Consider the following 19,954-nt stretch of genomic DNA (forward strand, 5'->3'; position numbering starts at 1 on the left):
GATGACCCTGCACGCAGACCCCCACCTCGCGCTTGTCCGGCCGGTCCAGCCGCTGACCCCGGAAGGGTGTCAGGAGTGCTTGCTGCTCGGCTCCCCGTGGGTCCACCTGAGGCTCTGTCTGACCTGCGGGCACGTCGGCTGCTGTGACTCCTCGCCGAACAAGCACGCGCGTAGGCACGCAGCCGCCGACGCCCATCCGATCGTGCAGTCGTTCCAGCCCGGCGAGGAATGGCGCTGGTGCTACGTTCACGAGGCGTTCGTCTGATGTCCGGCGACCACTCGCTGCCGGGCGAAGGGCCGGTGCCGGAGGAAGCGGACGAGGTTGTCTTCTGGGAGACACCGGACGTCTACGGCGCGTATCCGCGCCTCACGGAGGACCAGACGGCACGTCTGGCGGAGCACGGGCAACGCCGGAGCATGGCTTCGAACGAGGTGCTGATCCAGGAGGGGGAGCGCTGCGAGACGTTCTTCGTCGTCCTCAGCGGAACCGTCGCCGTCGTCGAGGACTACGGCACTCCCGAGGAGCACGTGCTGCGCGTGCACGGCCCGGGTCGCTTCATCGGCGAACTCGGGCTGCTGCACGGACAGGTGGCCTTCTACACCGCAGTCGCCAGGGAGCCGGGCGAGGTCCTCGTCGTCTCCTTGGACCAGTTGCGCCACCTGGTGTCCCAGGACTCCACCATCGGGGACGTCGTGTTGCGCGCGTGTCTGGGCCGTCGCGCGCTGCTCGTCGGACAGGGCGCCGGCTTCCGCATCATCGGCTCGCGCTACTCGCCCGACACCAGGCGGCTGCGTGAGTTCGCCATCCGCAACCGGCTGCCGCACCGCTGGATCGACCTGGAGACCGACGAGGAGGCCGAGGACCTGCTGCGCCGCTTCGGCGTCGGCCCGGAGGAGACACCGCTCGTCATCTGGCGGGACACCACCCTGTTGCGCAACCCCAGCAACGCGGAACTGGCCCGGCTCCTCGGCCTGCCGTCACTGCCCGCCGGAGACCGTCACGGCGACGTCCTCATCGTCGGCTCCGGCCCCGCCGGCCTCGCTGCCGCGGTGTACGCCGCCTCCGAGGGCCTGAGCACCACCGTGGTGGAGGCGATGGCCACCGGCGGCCAGGCCGGCACGTCGTCCCGCATCGAGAATCTGCTCGGCTTCCCCGCCGGCATCTCCGGCGCCGAACTCAGCGAACGCGCCGTGCTCCAGGCCGACAAGTTCGGAGCCAGGATCAGCATTCCGGTGGAGGCGACCGGTCTCCATCCCAAGGACGCGGACCACTACGTGGTGGCGTTCGCCGACGGCAGTGAGATCGCCGCCCGCGCCGTCGTCCTGGCCACGGGCGCCCGCTACCGCCGGCTCCAGGTGCCCGGCATCGAACGCCTGGAGGGAACGAGCGTCCACTACTCGGCGACCGTCTACGAGGCCCAGCAGTGCCGCACCGACCCGGTGGCCGTCGTCGGTGGCGGCAACTCGGCGGGCCAGGCGGTGTTGTTCCTTGCCGGGTACGCGCCGAAGGTGCACCTGCTGGTCCGAGGACCCAGCCTTGAGGCCAACATGTCCCGCTACCTGGTCGACCAGGTCGAGCGCCATCCGCGGGTGGAGGTCATGCTGCACACCGAGGTCAGCGAGGTCATCGGCCAGGAGGTGCTGGAGGAGCTCGACGTGGTCGACAACCGCACGGGCGGGCACCGCCGGCTCGCGGTAGGGGGCCTGTTCGTCTTCACCGGCGCCGACCCCCACACCCCATGGCTCGCCGGCATGATCGCCCTCGACTCCCGAGGCTTCGTCCTCACCGGCCCGCAGGCCCAGGAGGCCTGCGCCCACCCCGAGGTGTGGCACGGCCGCGGGCGCCCGTGCATGACCCTGGAGACCAGCCTGCCCGGGGTCTTCGCGGTAGGGGACGTCCGTAGCGGCTCGGTGAAGCGGGTGGCCTCGGCGGCCGGTGAGGGAGCGATGGCCATCCACTTCGTGCACCGGCACCTGGGGCACTCGGCCGCAGCCTGCACCACGGGCACGTCCGGTGCCGCGGACGGCTCGGACGTCTCCGCACGCCTACGTCACAAGGAGTCCGCGTGGCTCGCATGACGTATGGCGGACGATGAGATCACGAGAAGGAAGAAGGAGGCGACGGCGGTGGCCATGCCCGTTCGGCGCCACCGTGGTGGCGGTTTGCAGGAAAGGCCCGTCTGGGCACCCACCCCTCTCGATCCCCTGGTCGAGTTCGACGAACTGCTCAACCAGATGAGCGGCCTGCTGGAGTCGACGGTGGGCGCGACACCCGCATGGGGGTTCCGGTCCTTGTCGGCTGGGCGTCGCCGCCAAGCGTGCCGTAGTCGGGAACAGGTTCCTGACGCGGTGTAGCGGCGATCACGGCGAAGATGCAGGTCAGGCGTGCATCCAGGCGGCCGGTCGGAACAGGACTCACCGGCCCGTCTCCTGAAACGCCGGGGAAGCGCGGCGCCAGCCCAGCTCGGGGGCGATCAGATGCCGTACGTCGTGCAGGATCTGTTCGTACTCCTCGCGATGGAACTCGTACGGCAGCTCCAGGCGCAGCTCCGACACCTGCGCGAGGACGGGATCGGCCGCCAGCTGTTCCAGTATCTGTTCCGCGGTGCCGACCACGTCCCGGGCGAACAGGAACCGCTTGTGGCCCAGCGCTGCCAGGGTCTGCGGCTTCAGGGTGCGCTCGTGTCGACTGGCCGCGTAGTCCAGGTAACGGGCCCGGGTGGCTGCGTCGGCGCTGTCGAACGGCACGATCACCCGTCCGAGCGCTACCCGCGCCGCCGGCCGGTCGTCGCCCAGGCTGCCTCGGTACTGGGAGAGCAGGTTCAGCTGGGCGGTGGTGAAGTCGTCGGTGTCCTCGCCGGAGACGATGTTGCCGGACAGCAGGTTGAGACCGTTCTCGGCGGCCCACCGCACTGAGCGCAGGCTGCCTCCGCCGTACCAGATCCGCTGCACCAGAGCGGGGTTGTGCGGCTGCAGCCGCGGCCGCTGGATGTTGCCGGGCGAGTGGATCACCGTGTCCGGGCTGCCGAGGTAGTCGCCGCGCAGGTTGTCGACGAGGCGGGCGATCCTGCCGTACGACAGGTCGAAGCCGCGCCAGTCCCCGTCGTACACCAGGTCGCCGAGCAGTTCGGCGTGCGGCATGCCGGTGCTGAAGCCGACCTGGAGGCGGCCGCGGGACAGTACGTCGGCCAAAGCGAGGTCCTCGGCCAGGCGGAACGGGCTCTCGTACCCGATGGGGATGACTGCCGTCCCCAGCTCGACCCGCTCGGTGCGTTGGCCGGCCGCGGCGAGGAACACCGCGGCGGAGCCGACGCCGTGCTCGAGGTGGCGCTGGCGGATCCAGGCCCCGTCGTAGCCGAGCCGTTCGCCGTATTCGAACAGCTGGAGGGTTTCCTCCAGGCCGGTATAGGGGTCGTCGTCGGCGAAGTTGCCCGGGGTGAGAAAGGCCAACGAGGTGATGGCGGGAGTGCTCATGACGCTGGTCCTCGGCTCGTGGTGGTCTCGGGGGTGGGCGAGGGGACACGGCCGCCGGGGATCGCCGCGAGCAGTTCGCGGGTGTACTCGTGGCCAGGGCGGGTGAACAGTTCCTCCGGCGGGCCTGTCTCGACGATGCGGCCGGCACGCATGACGGCGACCTGGTGTGCGATTTGGCGTACGACGGCGAGGTCGTGGGAGATGAAGAGGTAGGCCACCCCTGTGTCGGCCTGCAACTCGGCGAGCAGGTCCAGGACCTGGGCCTGCACGGACACGTCGAGGGCGGAGACCGGCTCGTCGCAGACCACCAGGTCGGGGGAGAGGGCGAGGGCGCGGGCGATCGCCACGCGCTGCCGCTGTCCGCCGGACAGCTCCGCCGGCCGGCGCTCCAGCGTGGCGGCGGGAAGCGCCACCCGGTCGAGGAGTTCGCGGGCCCGGGCGAGCCGGGAGGCGCGGTCGCCGACCTTGAAGGCGCGCAGCGGCTCGGTGATCACCTCGCCGATGGAGAAGCGCGGGTCGAGCGAGGCGTACGGGTTCTGGTAGACGAGCTGGGCGCGGCGGCGCAGCTGCCTGGCCTGGGCGCCCTTGGCGGTGGTGACGTCGGTGCCGTCGAACAGGATCTGTCCGGCGGTCGCGTCGGCGAGGCGGAGCACCAGGCGGGCGGTGGTGGACTTGCCCGAGCCCGACTCGCCGACCAGGGCGAGGGTCTGGCCCCGGGGGAGGGCAAGGCTGACGTCATCGACGGCGCGCAGGGTGCGGGGCGCGTCCCCGGTGCGGGGCAGCCTGAACTCCTTGACCAGGTTGCGGACTTCGATCAGAGGCGCCGTCTGTGCTTCGGGGCTGGAGACCGGGGTGCGGGGCCGGGCGGCGGTCAAGTTCGGGGCACTGGCCAGCAGATGCCGGGTGTAGTCGTCCTGCGGGTCGGCCAGGATGCGGCGGGTGGGGCCCGCCTCGACGACCTTGCCCTGGGACATCACCACCAGCCGCTGTGCCCGGTCGGCGGCGACCCCGAGGTCGTGGGTCACGAGCAGGACCGCGGTGCCCGACTCCTCGGTGAGGCGCTGGAGATGGTCGAGGATGACCCGTTGGACGGTGACGTCGAGCGCGCTGGTGGGCTCGTCGGCGATGATCAGTTCGGGCTGGGCGGCGATGGCGATGGCGATGAGGGCGCGTTGCCGCATGCCGCCGGACAGTTCGTGCGGATACTGCCGGGCCCGGACGGCCGCGTCGGGCAGCCCGGCCCGGTCCAGGACGGCGACAGCCTCGGCGGGGGCCGATCGGCGGGTCGCCAGACCATGGATGCGCAGCACCTCGGCGACCTGGTCGCCGATCCGCTTGACCGGGTTGAGGGAGACGGTCGGGTCCTGGGGGACCAGTCCGATCCGTGCTCCGCGTACCGTGCGCAGTTCCGCCTCCGACAGGGTGGCGAGGTCGTGCCGGCCGAAGCGGACCGTGCCCGCGTCGATACGGCCGTTCGCCGGCAGGAGCCGGGTGACGGCGTGCGCCGTCGTGCTCTTGCCGGAGCCGGACTCGCCGACCACCGCCGTCACCTGTCCCGGCCATACGTCGAGGTCCACGCCCCGGACGGCCTCGACCGTGCCGCCCCGGGTGCGGTACGACACCGACAGGCCGCGTATCTCCAGCAGTGGTGTGGTCACGTCCTCACCGTTCTCACGTTCGTCTGTCATCGCTGCCGGGACCATTCGCCGTCCAGCGCCCGGGCGATGCGGTTGGTGGCCAGCACGGTCGAGGCGATCGCCAGCCCGGGCAGTGCGGTCAGCCACCAGGCGTTGGCGAGGTAGTTGCGGCCGTCAGAGATCAACGTGCCCCACTCCGGGGCGGGCGGGGGAGCGCCGTAGCCGAGGAAGCTCAGGGCGGAGACGGCCAGGATGGAGGCGCCGAAGTCGAGGGTGGCCAGGACGATCACCGGGCCCGCCGCGTTGGGCAGTACGTGCCGGCCGAGCACCGAGTACCACCGGGCCCCGCTCGCGCGCGACGCCTCCACGAACACCGCCTGGCGCACTCGCAGCACTTCCGCGCGCGCCACTCGAGCGAACGCGGCGACGCTTGCGATGCCGACCGCGACCGCCACCTTCACCGTGCCGTAGCCCAGCGCGGTGACCAGAGACAGGGACAGGAACAGCGCGGGGATGGACAGCAGCACGTCGACGAAGCGCATCAGCACGTCGTCCACCCAGCGGCCCACGAATCCGGCGACCACCCCGAGCAACCCGCCGACGGCGAACGCCACCAGTACCGCGATCAGCGTGGCCTTCAGGGACAGCTGGGCGCCATGGACGACCCGCGAGAAAACATCACGGCCCAGCTCGTCGGTGCCGAACCAGTGACTGCCGCTCGGGCTGCGGAAGTTCTGCGACGGCACGCCCTTCAGTGGGTCCTGGGAGGTGAACAGGTCGGGCCAGAACGAGGCCAGTACCACCAGCGCGAGGACGACCACCGACAGCACCAGACCCGGGCGGCGCACCACGAAGCGCAGCAGCCGCCGTACGTCCACGCGGCGTCCGGGCTCCGGCCCCGCCTCGACCGGGCGGGCCAGTCCCAGCGCCGCCTCGGCCGGGTCGTCGACAAGGCTCTGGCTCATGCGAGTGCCGCCCTTCTGCCCGAGGCCACCGCGATCCGCGGGTCGAGGAGCGGATAGACCAGGTCGATGACCAGGTTCGTCGTCACGAAGATCAGCGCCCCGAACACCACCACACCTTGGACCAGCGGGATGTCCTGGGCCGTGACCGCCGCCGCGGTGACGCGGCCGAGGCCGTCGCGCGAGAACACCGTCTCGACGACCACCGAACCGGCGATCAGCTGCCCCACCAGCAGGCCGACGACCGTCAGAGCCGGCAGGCAGGCGTTGCGAAGGGCGTGCCGCAGATGGACCCGCCATCGGTCGGCGCCCTTGGCCCGCGCGGTCTCCACATATGCCTGGTCCAGTGCGGTGAGCAGGCTCTTGGCGAGCACCTGGGCGACCTGCGCGCCGGTCGGCACCGCAAGCGTCAGGGCCGGCAGCACCAGCCCCTCGAGTCCGTCGTTGCCGAACGCGGGGAACCAGTGCAGCCGGAAGGAGAACGTATCGACGAGCAGCAGCCCCACGCAGAACGTCGGGACGGACACCCCCAGCGGCGGCAACGACAGCAGCAGTTGCCGCAGCCAGCGCCGAGCGGTGCAGGTCGCCAGCACCGCAAGCCCACCGCCGAGCAGCACCGCCAACAGCAGAGCGGCACCGGTCAGTTGGAGGGTCTGCGGCAGCGCGTCGGCCAGCGTCGAGGTGACCGGACGGCCAGTGGCGACCGAGTCGCCGAAGTCCCCGCGCACCGCCCGTCCCAGATGGTCGGCGTACTGCACCAGCACCGGCTTGTCGAAGCCGTACTCGTGCCGCAGCGCGGCCAGCCGGGTCGGGTCGACGTCCCCCGAGTCCATCCCGGCACTGGCCATCGCGGTGACCGGGTCACCGGGCAGCCAGTTCAGCACCAGGAACGAAACCGTGTACGCCGCCCACAGCACCCCGACCGCCTGCGCCAGTCGCTTGATCACATAGCGGCGCATGCGCTAGCCGATCCAGGTGTCGTGCAACTGGATGCGGCTGCCCGAGTCGAAGTCGAGGCTGTGCACCTTCTTCGACACGGCCAGCTGGGTCTGGAGTTCCACCACCGGCACGTTGTACGCGTTCTGCACGATCAGCTTCTGCGCCTCGTCCACCAGCTGCTCGCGCTTGGCGGTGTCCGTGGTCGCGGCCTGGCCGGACAGCGCCGTGTCCAGGGAAGTGGCGGGCAGGCGGTAGAAGTTGGCCAGTTGGGTGGAGAAGGAGGTACGCAGGATGTCCGGGTCGGAGCGGGTCACGTTGCTCCACACCAGGTCGAAGTCACCGCCCTGGAGCGTGGTGGCGAACTGGCTGACCTGACCCTGCTTGAGCGCCACGTCGATCCCGACGGCCTTCAACTGCTGCTGGACCAGCTCCAGTGCAGGCTGGTTGGTGGCGGCGTTGGGGAACCAGCCGATGGTCAGGCTCAGCTTCTTGCCGTCCTTGGCGCGTATGCCGTCACTGCCGGCTTTCCAACCGGCCGCTTCCAGGGAGAACTTCGCCTTGGCCGCGTCGAAGGCGAGGTCCGAGGAGAGGTCGGTGTAGTCGGGCGTGGTGTGCGCCAGGACGCTGGTCGCCGGCTGGGTGCCGGTCGGGAACACGGTGTCGGCGATCTGCTTGCGGTCGATGGCCGCCAGGATCGCCTGACGCACCTTCACATCCTTCAGCAGCGGCCGCGAGTTGTTGACGCCGAGCCCGAAGACCACACCGGGGTTGGCCCGGCGCAGCAGGGTGACCTGACCGCCCCCGAGCGCCGCCTCGTTGGCCTTGCCGACGCTGCTGATCGCGTCCACCTGCCCGGACTGGAGGCTGCCGGCCCGCACCCCCGCCTCGGGGACGACCTTGAAGACCAGCTTGTCCAGGTAGGCCTCGCCCTTCTTGGACCACAGCGAGGAGCCCCAGTCGTAGCCGGTGCGCTTGGCCAGAGCGATCGACTGGTTCTGGACGTACTGTTTGAGCACGAACGGCCCCGACCCGATCACACCCTCGCTGCACTTCTGCTGCGGGGTCTTCTTCACGCTCGCCGACGACTCGATGCCCAGCGAGTGGGTCGAAGTCGCCTGGAGGAACTGGGCATTGGGCTCCTTGAAGGTCACCTTGACGGTGAGCGGGTCCACCGCGGTGGTGTTCTTGACGCCGCTGAGATAGCCCTGGGCGAGGACCCCGAGGGCGCCGAGCTTCGGCACCGCGTCGAAGTTGTCCTTGACCACCTGCGCGGTCAGTTGGGAGCCGTCGCTGAAGGTGACGCCCGAGCGCAGATGGAAGGTGAACTCCGTGGCGTCGGCGTTGATGTCCCAGCTCTTGGCGAGCCACGGCACGATCTTGCCGGTCCTGGGGTCCTGGTCCGTCAGGGAGTCCACGGTCTGGCGCACCGAGTAGATGCTCTCGTTGCTGCCGACTTGCTGTGGATCCCCGCAGCCGGCGTCGGAACCCACCGCGAAGGTCAGGGTGCCACCGGACTTCGGCCGGCTGCTTCCGCTACTGGAGTCGTCGCCCGAACCGCAGGCGGTCAGCAGAACACTGGTGGTCAGCAGGGCGGCGAGGGGCGCACGGGGGGCTCTGAAGGCCGGAAGTGCGTTCACGGAGGGTTCTCCTACTCGTGTCACCAGGCGTGGAGGCGCCGTACGAGGCACGACCGTGCATGGGTGTGCGGCCCCGGCCGGTGCAAGACCGGTGGCGGGGAACCGCTGTGCAGACAGGGATCAGGGGGGAGCGGAGGTCAGCCGCAGGCGGGTGCCGTGACGACCGGCGCGTGCCGGACTGCGACCGGCGGCGGAAGGGTCCGTCAGGCCTGACAGAGGCAGCTGGTCGAGCGCTTGAGGTCGATGTGGCGCCGACGCGAGAGCCGGGAGAACACGGTGGCGCCGACGAAGCGGGCGCTGAGGTCACCACCGTGCCGCATGCCGGTCCTCCACATTTCCGGCCCCGGTCACGGGGCCACGCGCTTGCGGGATCGTCGGTGATCCTGCCGGGCTTTCACCTGGAGCACCCCACCGCGTAGGAGGGTTGCCGGTCAGCGAGCCAGGGCTTGACGCTGACACTCAATGCCGTTCGTGATCGTACGGAGGGCTCTTGTCGTCCGTCAATGCCGCAAAGCGACGTCCTGCAAGGGCAGTCGGACAGGTACCGGGACCAGCTCAGGAACCGCCGCGCTCGCGGGGGATCTTCTGGCCGGCCTCGATCGCCACCGGCAGCCGGTTCTCGGCCGGGGGCAGGGGGCAGGTGGCCAGGTCCGTGTAGGCGCACGGCAGGTTCGCGGCGCGGTTGAAGTCCAGGACGACCGTACCGTCGGCGGCGGGCGGCTCCAGGGTCAGGGCCCGGTTGGCGGCGTAGGTGGTGACCCCGGAGGTCGCGTCGGTGAACAGCACCATCAGTCGGCCCGCGCCATGGCCGGGGAACGTGGTCAGCGACAGCTGCTGCCCGTACAGCTCGAACTCCACCCTGCCCGGAGCGTCGTAGACATGCTCAAGACCTTCCACCGCGGCGCCCACGGTGGTCGGCCGGGGCTTGTCGAAGGGGACGTATCGGCCCGTCAAGGCCCAGCGCGGGTCGGGGGCGTAGGCGGGCGTTCCGGTGAAGGCCGTGCGCAGCGGCGCGTCCGGGTGCCGGGGGCGCACGATGTCGTGCCCGCCGCGCCTGGCGACCTCGATGACGGCGTCTCCCCAGACGGCATCGACACTGCCGCGTTCGGGAAGCACGCCGAAGCGGTGTTCACCGTGCACCGACGTTCCGTCGACGATCAGTTCCTCGCCGTCGTCGAGGTCTACGACGACCCCGTCGGGGCCGGTGCGCCACGCACCGGGCGCGTCCGCAAAGCGCTGGGGCCGGTCGTCGAGCCAGTGCAGGCCGGTGATCGCCAGGAACCCGTGCGGGTCGGCGAGCCGGGCCTCCTGGGCGCGATACCACGCCAGCCAGTTCTCGGTGAAGGCGTGGAAGTCGGTCGCGGTGGCCTCGGTGGTCATGGGCTCTCCTTCGTCAAGGGGGTGCAGGGGGCCGGTCGGGCCGTCGGTTCGACCGGTGTGCTCAGCGGGCCAGTTCGCCGAGGAGTCGCCAGGTGCGTCGGCGGTCGGCATCACCCGCGATCTCGGTGCCCGAGAACACGACCTCGGTGGCGCCGGCGTCGCGGTAACGGCGTACCTCGGCCTCGACGGCCTTCTCGTCGCCGATCACGGCCAGGTCGGCGGCCCGCCGGCCGCCGGAGAGTTCGATGACCCGCGCGTAGGACGGGATCTGTTCGTAGAACGCGAGGTTCTCGGTGGCCTTGGCCCGCACTGCGTCCACGTCGTCGGTGACCACGCCGGGCACCAGGGCCACGATCCTGGGCGCGGGGCGGCCGGCGGCCTCGGCTGCGGCGGTCAGGGCGGGCACGATGTGTTCCGCCAGGGCGCGCGGTCCCGCCAGGTAGGGCAGGATCCCGTCCGCCAGCTCACCGCTGACGCGCAGCGCCTGCGGCCCCATCGCGGCGACCAGCAGGGGGACACCGCTCTCGGCACCCGGTACCCGCGCCGGGACCGGGGTGGCCGCGGTGAGCAGCTCACCGCGGAAGTCGGCCGTGCCGGTCTCGGTCAACTGCCGCAGGGCGGTGAGGAACTCTCGCAGCCGGGCGATGGGGCGTTCGAAGGGCAGGCCGAAGCCGGTCTCCGTCAGCAGTTTCGTGCCCAGGGCCAGACCGAGGTGGTAGCGGCCGTGGGTCGCGGCCTGGGCGGTCTGGGCCTGGCTGGAGACCAGCAGCGGGTGGCGGCCGAAGACGGGGATCGCGGAGGTGCCGACCTGCAGTCCGGGCACTTCCCGCCCGACGATCGCCGCGAGCTGGGGTGAGTCCGCGCCGAAGGTCTGCCCGAACCAGGCCGACGTGAGAGCGAACTCCGCTGCCTCTTGGGCCAGTTGTACGGTGGCGTCGACCTGGTTCGGCGCCTCGGACGCGTTGAGCGCTACTCCAACAGTCATGTCAGTCAGAACGGGCGTAGGTCGAACCCGCATTCCGGTCCGTGTGTGACAGCTTCTTGTCAGTCATGTGTATTCGGTCCTGAGTGGAAGGGCCATCCCGGTGCTCAGCCCTCCTGCCGTCGGTCCCGCGCGGATCGGTGCGTGAGGGTTCGCGCAGGCCGAGGTCTTCGCGCAGGGTGGTGCCGGTGTACGCGGTCCGGTAGATCCCGCGTTCCTGCAGTTCCGGGACGAGCAGGTCGACGAGGTCGTCGAGGTCGTCGGGGATGGGGTAGGGCGTGACGTTGAAACCGCCGAGCGCGCCGTGCCGCACGAAGTGGGCGAACTTGTCGGCAAGACCGGACGGAGTGCCGACGTGCCCGCGCTGGCGGCCGAGCGCGATGACGGTCTCGCGCAGCGACCAGCCGTGCGCCTCCACCTTCCCCGCCACTCGCCACGACCGCGCGGGTCGGCGATGCGCCGGGCGCCGAAGGAGCCGTCGTTCTCGGTGACGACCGGATCCTCCTTCGGCAGTGGCCCGTCGGCGTCGCGGTCCGAGAGGTTGACGCCGCACAGCGACCCGGTGATCCCCAACGCCGTCGCCGGGATGGTCTGTTGGAGCCGAATCCAGCGCCTCTTCTCCTGGCCCTCCTCCTCGGTGGCGACGAGGATGATCTCGGTGCCGGGCAGGATCCGCAGGTGGTGGCGGGCTCCGCTCCCGGGCCCGGCGGTCAGCGGTAGTAGGGCTCGACCGCGGCCCGTACCTCGTCGAGCAGCGCGGGGCCGTCCTGAGGCACGGGCAGTCGGCTGCTGCCCGGCCTGATGTCCAGGAGCTGTTCGTTGGACAGGGCGAACACCACTCGCCGCAGCCCTGCCCATTGGATGACGGCCTCGCACATCCCGCACGGCTGGCAGCTGGTGTACATCGTGGTGCCTGCCGCCGTCTGCGCGTCGAGCTCTCTTGCGCCCCACCTCGCCAATTTGAGTTCCGGGTGTGCAGTGACGTCGTTGTCGGTGAGGGTGGTGTTGTACTCCTCGGCCAGGACCGTTCCGTCCGGTCCTGCCAACAGAGATCCAAATGGCGGGTTGCCGCTCGCGCGTGCCTTGGCCGCGAGCGAGATGGCCTGCCGGAGGAGTGTGTGGTCGTCGGGTGTGATCATGACTGCTCCATCGTGGTGCGGGATGGGGTGCCGGGCTCGTAGAAGTGTGCGGCCACGGTGGCGAGGGTCTGCCAAGCCGCCTGCGGGTGACACGTCGCGCGGGGGTCGCCCGGGTAGGTGTCGAGGACGACGGACGTGGCGCCCAGCAGCCGCAGTTGGTCGAGATCGTCCAAGATCTGGTCGATGGCTCCCTCACCGGCGAGCCGTCCCGCTCCGTCGACCGGTTCCTTGGTGAGTCGCAGGGCGATGCGGGGCGCCAGGGCGGGCACGGGCAAGTGCTGCTCGTCCGCGTACGTCTCCAGCCTGCCCGCGGCTTCGCGCAGCCACGGCACGGTGGGGCGCAGCGGATGCCATGCGTCTCCGAGTCGTACGGCCCGGCGCAGCCCCGCGTCGCTGTTTCCGCCGACCCACACCGGGATCCGGCGCTCTCCGTAGGACGCGGTGTCCTTCCAGGCGGCCCGGATGTCCCGCAGGTGGTCGTCGGTCAGCTGTCCGCGCTGCGAGAACGGGATGTCGAGGGCGGCGAACTCCTGCCGTGCCCAGCCCACTCCCACGCCGAGGACCAGCCGGCCGCCGCTCAGCTCATCCAGATTGGCCGCCATTCGGGCGGTGAGCAGCGGGTGCCGGTAGGGAGCGATGAGGACCGTCGTGCCGAGCTGGATACGGGTGGTGAGGCCGGCCAGCCAGGACAAGGTGGTGAAGGGCTCGTAGAAGGGTGCCGGATAGCGCTCGGCGACATCGGGCGTGATGGCTATGTGGTCCGAGATCATCAGTAGGTCGAAGCCCAGGCCCTCTACGGTCTGGGCCCAGCTGCGCAGCACTCCGGGGTCGGTGCCCGGGCCGAAATTGGGGACGTTCACTCCGATCTTCACGGAGCCCAACCCTAGGCAGGACGTATGGGTCGTCAGAAGGGATTCCCGCCTGTTCAGAGGCGGTTCAGCCGTGGATCCGCCGGTAAAATGGGCGTATGACCGAGAGTCTCGACGCGACGGACTGGGCGATCCTGACAGAAGTCCAACGGGACGGCCGGATCCCGTTCACCGAACTGGCACGGCGGGTGAACCTGAGCGCGTCGGCGACCAAGGAGCGAGTGCGCCGACTCGAGGAGGCCGAGGTGATCACGGGGTACCGCGCGGAGGTGAACCCGGAGCGGACCGGTTACCCAGTGATGGCGGTGGTCCGGCTCAAGTACCCGGGGCCGGGAACCCGGCACGAGCCGCTGCGCCGGCTGCTGGAGGAGCGCCCGGAGATCCTGGAGTGCCTGCGCACCACCGGAGACGACTGCTACATCATGAAGGTGGCGGCCACGTCGATGGCCCACCTGGAGGAGATAGTCGACGAGCTGGCCGAGTTCGGGAGCACCACCACCAACCTCGTCCTCAGCCAGACTCTCCCGTTGCGCGGCCCGGGGGTGCCTCGGGGGAACACCGTCAGGTAGGCGCGGATGCCATTCCACCGCCGGGGCCCGGCCTGGCGGCCAGCAGCGGCGACAGCCCCAAGCGCCCGGGAAGACCATGGCCGAGGTCGTGTCCGACGAGGTCCCGCGCCTGCTGGAGCGACTGGCTGAGGTGCCCGACCCGGCGGGACCCACGCGGCGTACGGCACGCTCTGGTTGCCGTGCTCGCGCTGACCGCGTGCACGGTTCTGGGCGGAGGCGACCTCTGTGCCGGCAGTCAGCGAGTGGATCGCCGACGCCCCACGGCACATCCTGGAACGCCTCGGCATACGCCTCGACCCATGGCTCCCAAAGCGGCTCCTGCCTCGGAAACGACGGTCAGGAGTCCGCTGGCCCGCATCGACGGCGACGCGCTGGATCGGGCGGTCGGACACTGGCTCGCCGACCGCCGACCGCCGACCGCCGACCGCCGACCGCCGACCGCCGACCGCCGACCGCCGACCGCCGACCGCCGACCGAAGGTGACCGGGCTGCGCGGTACCGTCAAGCGCGACCAGAACAAGCTCCGCCGGCAGCTCAACTCCCTTCTCTGGAAGGACATCCCCCTTCAGGGGGGACGCATCCGGGGCATCGGCCATGGCCGGTCGGAGATCCGCCGGAGCAAGGCCGCCACCGTGAACAGCCTCCTCTTTCCCGGAGCCCGCCAGGCGGTCCAGATCAAGCGCCGGCGCACCGACCGCGAGACCGGCAAGACCACCGTCAAGACGGTCTTCGCCGTCACCAGCCTGACCGCCGAGCAGGCCACCGCGGCCCAGCTCGCCGAACTCGTCCTCGACCGCTGGAAGATCGAGGCCGTGCACCACGTCCGCCGAGGACGCCTCCCAGTTGCGGACCGGCAACGCGCCCCGCGCGATGGCCACCTGGCGCAACCTCGCCATCGGAGCCCTCTGCACGGCCGGAGTGAAGAACATCGCGGTCGGCATCCGCCGCAACGCCCGCGCCCCTCGCCGACCCCTCGCACTCCTCGGCCTCAGATGATCACAAACCGGGCGTCATGCGACTACGCCGAAGCCCTGCCAGCCGTCCCACAACGCGCTGGCCACGGTGATGAACTCCTCGGCGCGCCGGACGGGGGTCCCCCGGTTGCAGCGAACTCGAAAATTAAGTCGCCACCCCAGTGAGTGTCAGGGTCGAACACGGCGAAGGGGCACCTCATTTGCCGGGACGCGTGGTGGACGCACCTATCCCGTTGTGCTTTGATCCGGTCATGGAAACCACTGGCCCCGCGCACACTGTGCTGCTCGACCCGTTCTGGGTGAGCCGCCGCGCCGACCAGTTCGACCAGGTCTGTTACTGATCGCCGTTCGACGGCTCGCGATCTCGCTCATCTAAGGGTGACGGGATCCTGCAGATGGCCCAGCGCAGCGCGGTGGCCGACTGTCTCAGTGCTGTCCCCGCGGTGTAGCTGCACGCCGCTTGTGGTCCGCCGGGAGGCGGTCACGCCCGGGCCTGTTACCCGCTGGGGCCTGTTGTGTCTGCGCGGGTCTGCTCGCTGTGACCCCGCTGCTGTCCCTGCTGTGCCGGGCCGCCACTCCGCCCCGCCCGTCGGTATGCGCGCCGGCGACCGGCCTGGTCCCCCCCCCCCAAGAAGACGACCTGACCATTCCTGGCGCGGGTGCCCCACCCCGCCAGCCCCCTCACCCCACCGCAACCCAAGGAGAACACGTGAGTTTGACCAGAACCCGGCCGGCCCTCGTCGTCCTGGCCGCGGCGGCGCTGCTGACCGCGTCCGTCGCCGTTCCGCGGGCCTTGGCGGCCGGACGTACGTCCACGGCTCTCGCCTGGTACGACGCGACAGCCGAGACCGTCGCGACGGCCGGGGCGTCGACTCAGATCACCAACAGCCGTACCTGGGCGATCAGTTGGCTCGCGGCCGCCCGGGCCACCCAGAGCGTCCCAGCCGGTGTCGACCGCGGTGCGTATCAGGAGGCGGCGCTCGCCGGGGCTGTGCACCGCGCGCTGGTGACGCTGGCACCGAGCCGAACGGGGCAGCTCGACGCGAAGTTCAAGGAGACCCTCGAGGCGATTCCCGACGGCCCGGCGGAGGAGCGGGGCGTCGCGGCGGGGGAGAAGCAGGCAGATCTCGTCCTGAAGTCGAGGGAGGGCGATGGTCTCGACCCCGCCTCGGTCAACGCGCCCTATTCCGTCAAGCCCGCGGCGCCGGGTGTGTGGCAGCCGACGCCACCCGACTACGCACCGGCGGCCCAGTACGGCAACCGTCTCGCCAAGCCGTTCCTGCTGAAGACGCAGAGCCAGTTCCGGCTCGCCCCGCCGCCCGCCCTGGACTCCGAACGCTATGCCTCCGATCTCGCGGAGGTGCGGGCGTACGGCTCCGCGGACAGCGCGGTGCGCAGCGCGCACCAGACCGAGACCGCCACCTTCTGGCTCGGCTCCTCCCTCACCCTCTACACCAAGCCGCTGCGTGTGGCCCTCTCCCGTACACATCAGGGGATCGCCGGGCAGACGCGGCTGATCGCGCTGTTCCATGTGGCGCTGGTGGACACGCAGATCGCCACCTCCGACACCAAGTACGCCTATGAACGGTGGCGTCCCGTGACCGCGATCCGAACGGGCAGCATCGAACCCGACCCTGGCTGGGCGCCGTTGCACACCACCCCGGCGCATCCGGACTACCCGAGCGGCCACAACACCTACGCGGGCGCCGCGCAGACCATCCTGTCGGCGCTCGCAGGTCCGCGTACCGCCCCGTTCGCGCTGACCAGCCCCGCCGCGCCGGGCGTGACCCGGACCTACACCGCCTGGAAGCAGCTCTCGGACGAGAACGTCGACGCCCGGGTCTTCTCCGGTATCCACACGAGGTCGGCCGACGAGGCGGGGATCACGCTCGGCACGAACGTGGCACGGTATGACCTGCAGAACACGGGACGGCTCTTCGCTCCGCGCTGACTCTTCTCGCGCTCACCGGCATCGCGGCGCTCACCTGAACGCCGCCGCCGCGTCACGCCGGGTCTGGCCACGGCCGCCGGTGAGTCCGGTCCCGGGGGCGCCCGGGCGGTAGGTGACCGAGCGGAGGGTGCCGGTGTAGCGGAAGACGCCGTGCCGTTCGTACAGCGGCCAAGAGGCCGGCGAAAGCGTCCTGCGGCTCGGCAACTACGTGCGGCGACAGACCGGCCGGGCGCGGCAGCGACTCGCGCGACCATCAACGTCCTTCCAGTCGCACATCGAACGCCCGGAGAACACGGTCCGCTGACACTGGGCACGCACCTGGAACAGGCGATCACGCCCGACCCGGGGTGCGTGCCCTCGAGTTCGTTGCTGACAGACCGCGTGGGCGTGTCCCGAAGAGGCGGAGAAGTTCTCCGTGTCCGCAATGCAAGACCGGTCCGGGAAGTTCTTGACCAACCTGCTGGACATCTGCTGAACTCCCGTCCCATGAACCCGCGCGTGGACCTGACCCGGCGGCGCCACATCGATCTGGCGCACGTCTCCAGCGCTTTTTGTTGTCGCTGATCCGGCAAGTGGTCCCCGGCAGCGGCCGGTGCGCGCCCATGGCGCGCGCCGGGCAGCGGCGGTGCGAGGCCGCCCGCACCGCGATGCCTCCCCGCGGGATCGTCGTATCCACCTCCTGAGGGCTCCCGCTTCCTCTCCTTCTCTCATTCGTATGAGCCGGGAGCCTGCGCGCGCACGCCGACGCGGTCGCTGAGAACGCGGCTGTAGCGGTCCTGCGACCACGTGCTTTTCTCGCCGGCCCGCCCACCGGCGCTTCGCGTGTGGTCGATCAGTCCTGCGCAGTACCAGCTCCATCACCCGACTCCCTGAACCTCAGCACCCCTTGGTGTGCCCGTCTGTCCGGGAGGGACCCCTTCATGCCTGTGTCCATCCGTAAGCTCACCGGCCGCATCGGCGCGGTCGTCGAGGGCGTCGACCTCACGAAGACCCCCGATCTCTCGACGGTCTCGGCGCTCCGTGACGCCCTCAACGAGCACAAGGCGATCGTCTTCGACGACGTGAACCTCGACAACGCCGGTCAGGAGCGCGTGGCCCGGTGGTTCGGCGAACTCACCACCGCCCACCCCAACGTGCCGGCCACCGACGGCACGACGAACGTACTCGCCGTCGACAGCGAGACGTCCAAGGCCAACGAATGGCACACGGACGTCACCTTCGTCATCAACCCGCCTCAGCTCACCACGCTCCGGTCGATCGTGACGACGCCGTACGGCGGAGAGACACTCATCGCCAACGCCGCCGCGGCCTACCGCGACCTGCCCGCACCGCTGCGCGCCCTCGCCGACACGCTGCGCGTCGTGCACACCAACCAGTACGACTATGCCCGCCCCGCGGCCACGACCGCACAACGGCAGGAGTACGACCGAGCCTTCGTGTCAACGCCGTACGAGGCGGAGCACCCGGTCGTGCGGGTGCATCCGCCGACGGGCGAACGCGGGCTGTTCATCGGTGGGTTCGCCAAGCGGATCGTCGGCCTGTCGAGCAGCGACTCGGCGGATCTGCTGCGCCTCCTCCAGTCATATGTGACCCGCCCGGAGAACATCGTGCGCTGGAACTGGTCCCCGAACCAGCTGCTGATCTTCGACAACCGGATCACCCAGCACTACGGGGTGGACAACTACGACGATCACCCGCGCCGCCTCAACCGGGTGACGGTTGCCGGAGAGGTGCCGGTCGGTGTCGACGGCCGCCGCAGCGAGCAGCTCGTGGGCGATGCCTCGCACTACAGCAGTGCGCTGGCGGTGGCGGCATGACCGAGCTCAGCCTCGAAGCGCCGGCCGTCACCAAGGGCCCGGACGCCGAACCGACGAGCGCGCGGCAACGCGAGGTGTTTCTGCCGCGCGACGCCCGCCGCCGGACGCCGCTCACCGCGCTCCGCGAACGCCTTCGCTGGCCCCTCGGGGTCTATACGACTCCGGTCGTGATTCTCATCGTCTGGGAGGTACTCGCCCGTGCCGGAGTGGTGTCGAAGACCTACGCTCCGGCGCCGACCTCGATCGTGAGGTCCGCCGCCGATCTGTGGCAGCAGGGCGTCCTCGGGCCGGACCTGGCGATCTCGCTGCAACGGGCCGGTATCGGACTCGCGGTCGGTCTGACGGTGGGCATCGTCACCGGCGTGCTGGGCGGCCTGCTGCGCAGCGGTGAGTACCTGTTCAACGGCGTCGTGCAGGTCCTCAACACGATCCCCCTCCTCGCGGTGCTGCCGCTGATGATCGTGTGGTTCGGTATCGACGAACTCACGAAGGTGTTGCTGATCTCCTTCGGCGCCGGCGTGCCGATGTACCTCAATTTGTTCGCCGCGATCCGGGGCGTGGACCAGCGGCTGATCGAGATGGCGCGGACGACGGGTGCGGGCACCTGGCGCCTGGTGACGCGGGTGCTGGTGCCCGGAGCCCTGCCGGGGTTCCTCGTGGGCCTGCGGTTCTCCCTCGCGTACAGCGTCCTGGGCCTGGTCGCCGCCGAAACGGTCAACGCCGACCAGGGACTTGGCTTCCTCATCACTCAGGGGCAGACCTATCTGCAGACCAACCAGGTCTTCGTGGGGCTGGTGATCTACTCGCTCCTCGGTCTGCTCGCCGACCAGTTCGTCAGGGCTCTCGAGCGGGTGCTGCTGCGGTGGCGCCCCAGTTATGAGGCGTCATGAGCAGCACGATCGCGACGGGGCCCCGTCGGAAGACCGGGGCCGTCGTCGAGCAGGTGGTCCGTCGGTTCGGTGACCGGGTGGTGCTCGACCACCTCGACCTCACCATCGCCGACGAGGAGTTGGTGATCCTGCTCGGCCCCTCCGGCTGCGGCAAGAGCACCCTTCTGCGTCTGCTCGCCGGACTGGACCGGCCCGACGGAGGGCGGGTGGAGGTTCCGGCGAAGCGGGCGATCGTCTTCCAGGCCGACCGGTTGCTGCCGTGGCAGCGGGTCCTGCGCAATGTCACCCTCGGCCTGCACCGACCCGACGCGGAAGCGCGGGCCCGCGAGGTGCTCGCCGAGGTCGGGCTCGCGGGCCGTGAGAGGGCATGGCCCAAGGAGCTCTCCGGTGGGGAGGCCCAGCGTGTGTCGCTCGCGCGGGCACTGGTCTCGGAGCCCGAACTCGTGCTGCTCGACGAGCCGTTCGCGGCCCTCGACGCCATCACACGGCTGCGCATGCACGACCTCGTACGGGCGCTGCGGACCAAGCACCACGCCGCCATGCTGCTCGTCACCCACGATGTCGACGAGGCGATCGCCCTGGCGGACCGCATCGTCGTCATGAGCAGCGGCCGCATCGGCACCTCGCACGAGGTGCACCTCTCCGCCCCGGACCGGGAAGCGGGCGTCGCACGCGAGGAACTCCGCGCCCGGCTCCTGGAAGACCTCGGTCTCGCAGGCCAGCACTGACCTCCC

19 protein-coding genes and 1 riboswitch are annotated in these 19,954 nt (G+C 70.4%); of the genes, 8 read left to right on the forward strand and 11 right to left on the reverse strand.

All coding sequences use genetic code 11. The features are described from left to right. Position 1 precedes the first annotated feature (1 nt). Together ACZ7DE_RS32170 and ACZ7DE_RS32175 are read left to right on the forward strand one after the other, a co-directional pair. The gene (locus ACZ7DE_RS32170; protein ID WP_067378125.1) at positions 2-265 is read left to right on the forward strand and encodes a UBP-type zinc finger domain-containing protein; all 264 of its coding nucleotides are present in this window, start codon (positions 2-4) and stop codon (positions 263-265) included. Then, on the forward strand, positions 265-2,079 hold the full coding sequence (locus ACZ7DE_RS32175; protein WP_470767390.1) for an FAD-dependent oxidoreductase: 1,815 nt from the start codon (positions 265-267) through the stop codon (positions 2,077-2,079). The genes ACZ7DE_RS32170 and ACZ7DE_RS32175 overlap by 1 nt, the downstream gene beginning before the upstream one ends. A 336-nt stretch (positions 2,080-2,415) precedes the next feature. On the opposite strand, the gene ACZ7DE_RS32180 is transcribed toward ACZ7DE_RS32175, so the two are convergent. The 11 genes from ACZ7DE_RS32180 to ACZ7DE_RS32230 form a co-directional block, all read right to left on the reverse strand. Further along, on the reverse strand, positions 2,416-3,474 hold the full coding sequence (locus ACZ7DE_RS32180) for an LLM class flavin-dependent oxidoreductase (RefSeq protein WP_470767392.1): 1,059 nt from the start codon (positions 3,472-3,474) through the stop codon (positions 2,416-2,418). Next, positions 3,471-5,162: a dipeptide ABC transporter ATP-binding protein gene (locus ACZ7DE_RS32185; RefSeq protein ID WP_470767394.1), complete on the reverse strand. Its 1,692-nt coding sequence runs from the start codon at positions 5,160-5,162 to the stop codon at positions 3,471-3,473. Before ACZ7DE_RS32185 ends, ACZ7DE_RS32180 begins: the two co-directional genes overlap by 4 nt. Next, positions 5,159-6,076: an ABC transporter permease gene (locus ACZ7DE_RS32190; protein WP_470767396.1), complete on the reverse strand. Its 918-nt coding sequence runs from the start codon at positions 6,074-6,076 to the stop codon at positions 5,159-5,161. Before ACZ7DE_RS32190 ends, ACZ7DE_RS32185 begins: the two co-directional genes overlap by 4 nt. Further along, the gene (locus ACZ7DE_RS32195; RefSeq protein WP_470767398.1) at positions 6,073-7,032 is read right to left on the reverse strand and encodes an ABC transporter permease; all 960 of its coding nucleotides are present in this window, start codon (positions 7,030-7,032) and stop codon (positions 6,073-6,075) included. Before ACZ7DE_RS32195 ends, ACZ7DE_RS32190 begins: the two co-directional genes overlap by 4 nt. A 3-nt stretch (positions 7,033-7,035) precedes the next feature. Beyond that, positions 7,036-8,649 (reverse strand): ABC transporter substrate-binding protein, encoded by a 1,614-nt coding sequence (locus ACZ7DE_RS32200; protein WP_470767400.1) that lies wholly within the window; start codon positions 8,647-8,649, stop codon positions 7,036-7,038. 203 nt (positions 8,650-8,852) lie between these two features. Beyond that, the gene (locus ACZ7DE_RS32205) at positions 8,853-8,969 is read right to left on the reverse strand and encodes a putative leader peptide (RefSeq protein WP_351224973.1); all 117 of its coding nucleotides are present in this window, start codon (positions 8,967-8,969) and stop codon (positions 8,853-8,855) included. A 34-nt stretch (positions 8,970-9,003) separates the two neighbouring features. Continuing rightward, a riboswitch (SAM riboswitch) is annotated at positions 9,004-9,116 on the reverse strand. An 88-nt stretch (positions 9,117-9,204) separates the two neighbouring features. After that, positions 9,205-10,029 carry a DUF1684 domain-containing protein gene (locus ACZ7DE_RS32210; protein ID WP_470767402.1) on the reverse strand — a complete coding sequence of 275 codons (825 nt, stop codon included), beginning with the start codon at positions 10,027-10,029 and terminating at the stop codon, positions 9,205-9,207. A 61-nt stretch (positions 10,030-10,090) separates the two neighbouring features. Beyond that, on the reverse strand, positions 10,091-11,014 hold the full coding sequence (locus ACZ7DE_RS32215; RefSeq protein ID WP_470767404.1) for an LLM class F420-dependent oxidoreductase: 924 nt from the start codon (positions 11,012-11,014) through the stop codon (positions 10,091-10,093). A 1-nt stretch (position 11,015) separates the two neighbouring features. Then, positions 11,016-11,429, reverse strand: a complete 414-nt coding sequence (locus ACZ7DE_RS32220) for a hypothetical protein (RefSeq protein WP_470767408.1) — start codon at positions 11,427-11,429, stop codon at positions 11,016-11,018. A gap of 292 nt (positions 11,430-11,721) precedes the next feature. Further along, positions 11,722-12,150: a nucleoside deaminase gene (locus ACZ7DE_RS32225; RefSeq protein WP_470767410.1), complete on the reverse strand. Its 429-nt coding sequence runs from the start codon at positions 12,148-12,150 to the stop codon at positions 11,722-11,724. Continuing rightward, positions 12,147-13,022: a TIGR03619 family F420-dependent LLM class oxidoreductase gene (locus ACZ7DE_RS32230; RefSeq protein ID WP_470767411.1), complete on the reverse strand. Its 876-nt coding sequence runs from the start codon at positions 13,020-13,022 to the stop codon at positions 12,147-12,149. The genes ACZ7DE_RS32225 and ACZ7DE_RS32230 overlap by 4 nt, the downstream gene beginning before the upstream one ends. 95 nt (positions 13,023-13,117) lie before the next feature. Between ACZ7DE_RS32230 and ACZ7DE_RS32235 the strand changes: the two genes are divergently transcribed. From ACZ7DE_RS32235 to ACZ7DE_RS32260, 6 genes are all read left to right on the forward strand, one after another. Further along, complete coding sequence (locus ACZ7DE_RS32235) at positions 13,118-13,588, forward strand: Lrp/AsnC family transcriptional regulator (protein ID WP_470767413.1); 471 nt, start codon at positions 13,118-13,120, stop codon at positions 13,586-13,588. Between the two features lie 299 nt (positions 13,589-13,887). Further along, the gene (locus ACZ7DE_RS32240) at positions 13,888-14,727 is read left to right on the forward strand and encodes a hypothetical protein (protein ID WP_470767595.1); all 840 of its coding nucleotides are present in this window, start codon (positions 13,888-13,890) and stop codon (positions 14,725-14,727) included. A gap of 544 nt (positions 14,728-15,271) precedes the next feature. Next, positions 15,272-16,513, forward strand: a complete 1,242-nt coding sequence (locus ACZ7DE_RS32245) for a vanadium-dependent haloperoxidase (protein WP_470767415.1) — start codon at positions 15,272-15,274, stop codon at positions 16,511-16,513. Positions 16,514-17,433: 920 nt separating this feature from the next. Continuing rightward, positions 17,434-18,330: a TauD/TfdA dioxygenase family protein gene (locus ACZ7DE_RS32250; RefSeq protein ID WP_470767417.1), complete on the forward strand. Its 897-nt coding sequence runs from the start codon at positions 17,434-17,436 to the stop codon at positions 18,328-18,330. Then, a complete protein-coding gene (locus ACZ7DE_RS32255; protein ID WP_470767419.1) occupies positions 18,327-19,220 on the forward strand; it encodes an ABC transporter permease in 894 nt (297 codons plus the stop codon). The genes ACZ7DE_RS32250 and ACZ7DE_RS32255 overlap by 4 nt, the downstream gene beginning before the upstream one ends. Further along, entirely contained in the window at positions 19,217-19,948 is a 732-nt protein-coding gene (locus tag ACZ7DE_RS32260; protein ID WP_470767421.1) for an ABC transporter ATP-binding protein, read from the forward strand. The genes ACZ7DE_RS32255 and ACZ7DE_RS32260 overlap by 4 nt, the downstream gene beginning before the upstream one ends. Positions 19,949-19,954: the final 6 nt, after the last annotated feature.

This window comes from Streptomyces sp. NPDC037083 (assembly GCF_055606485.1).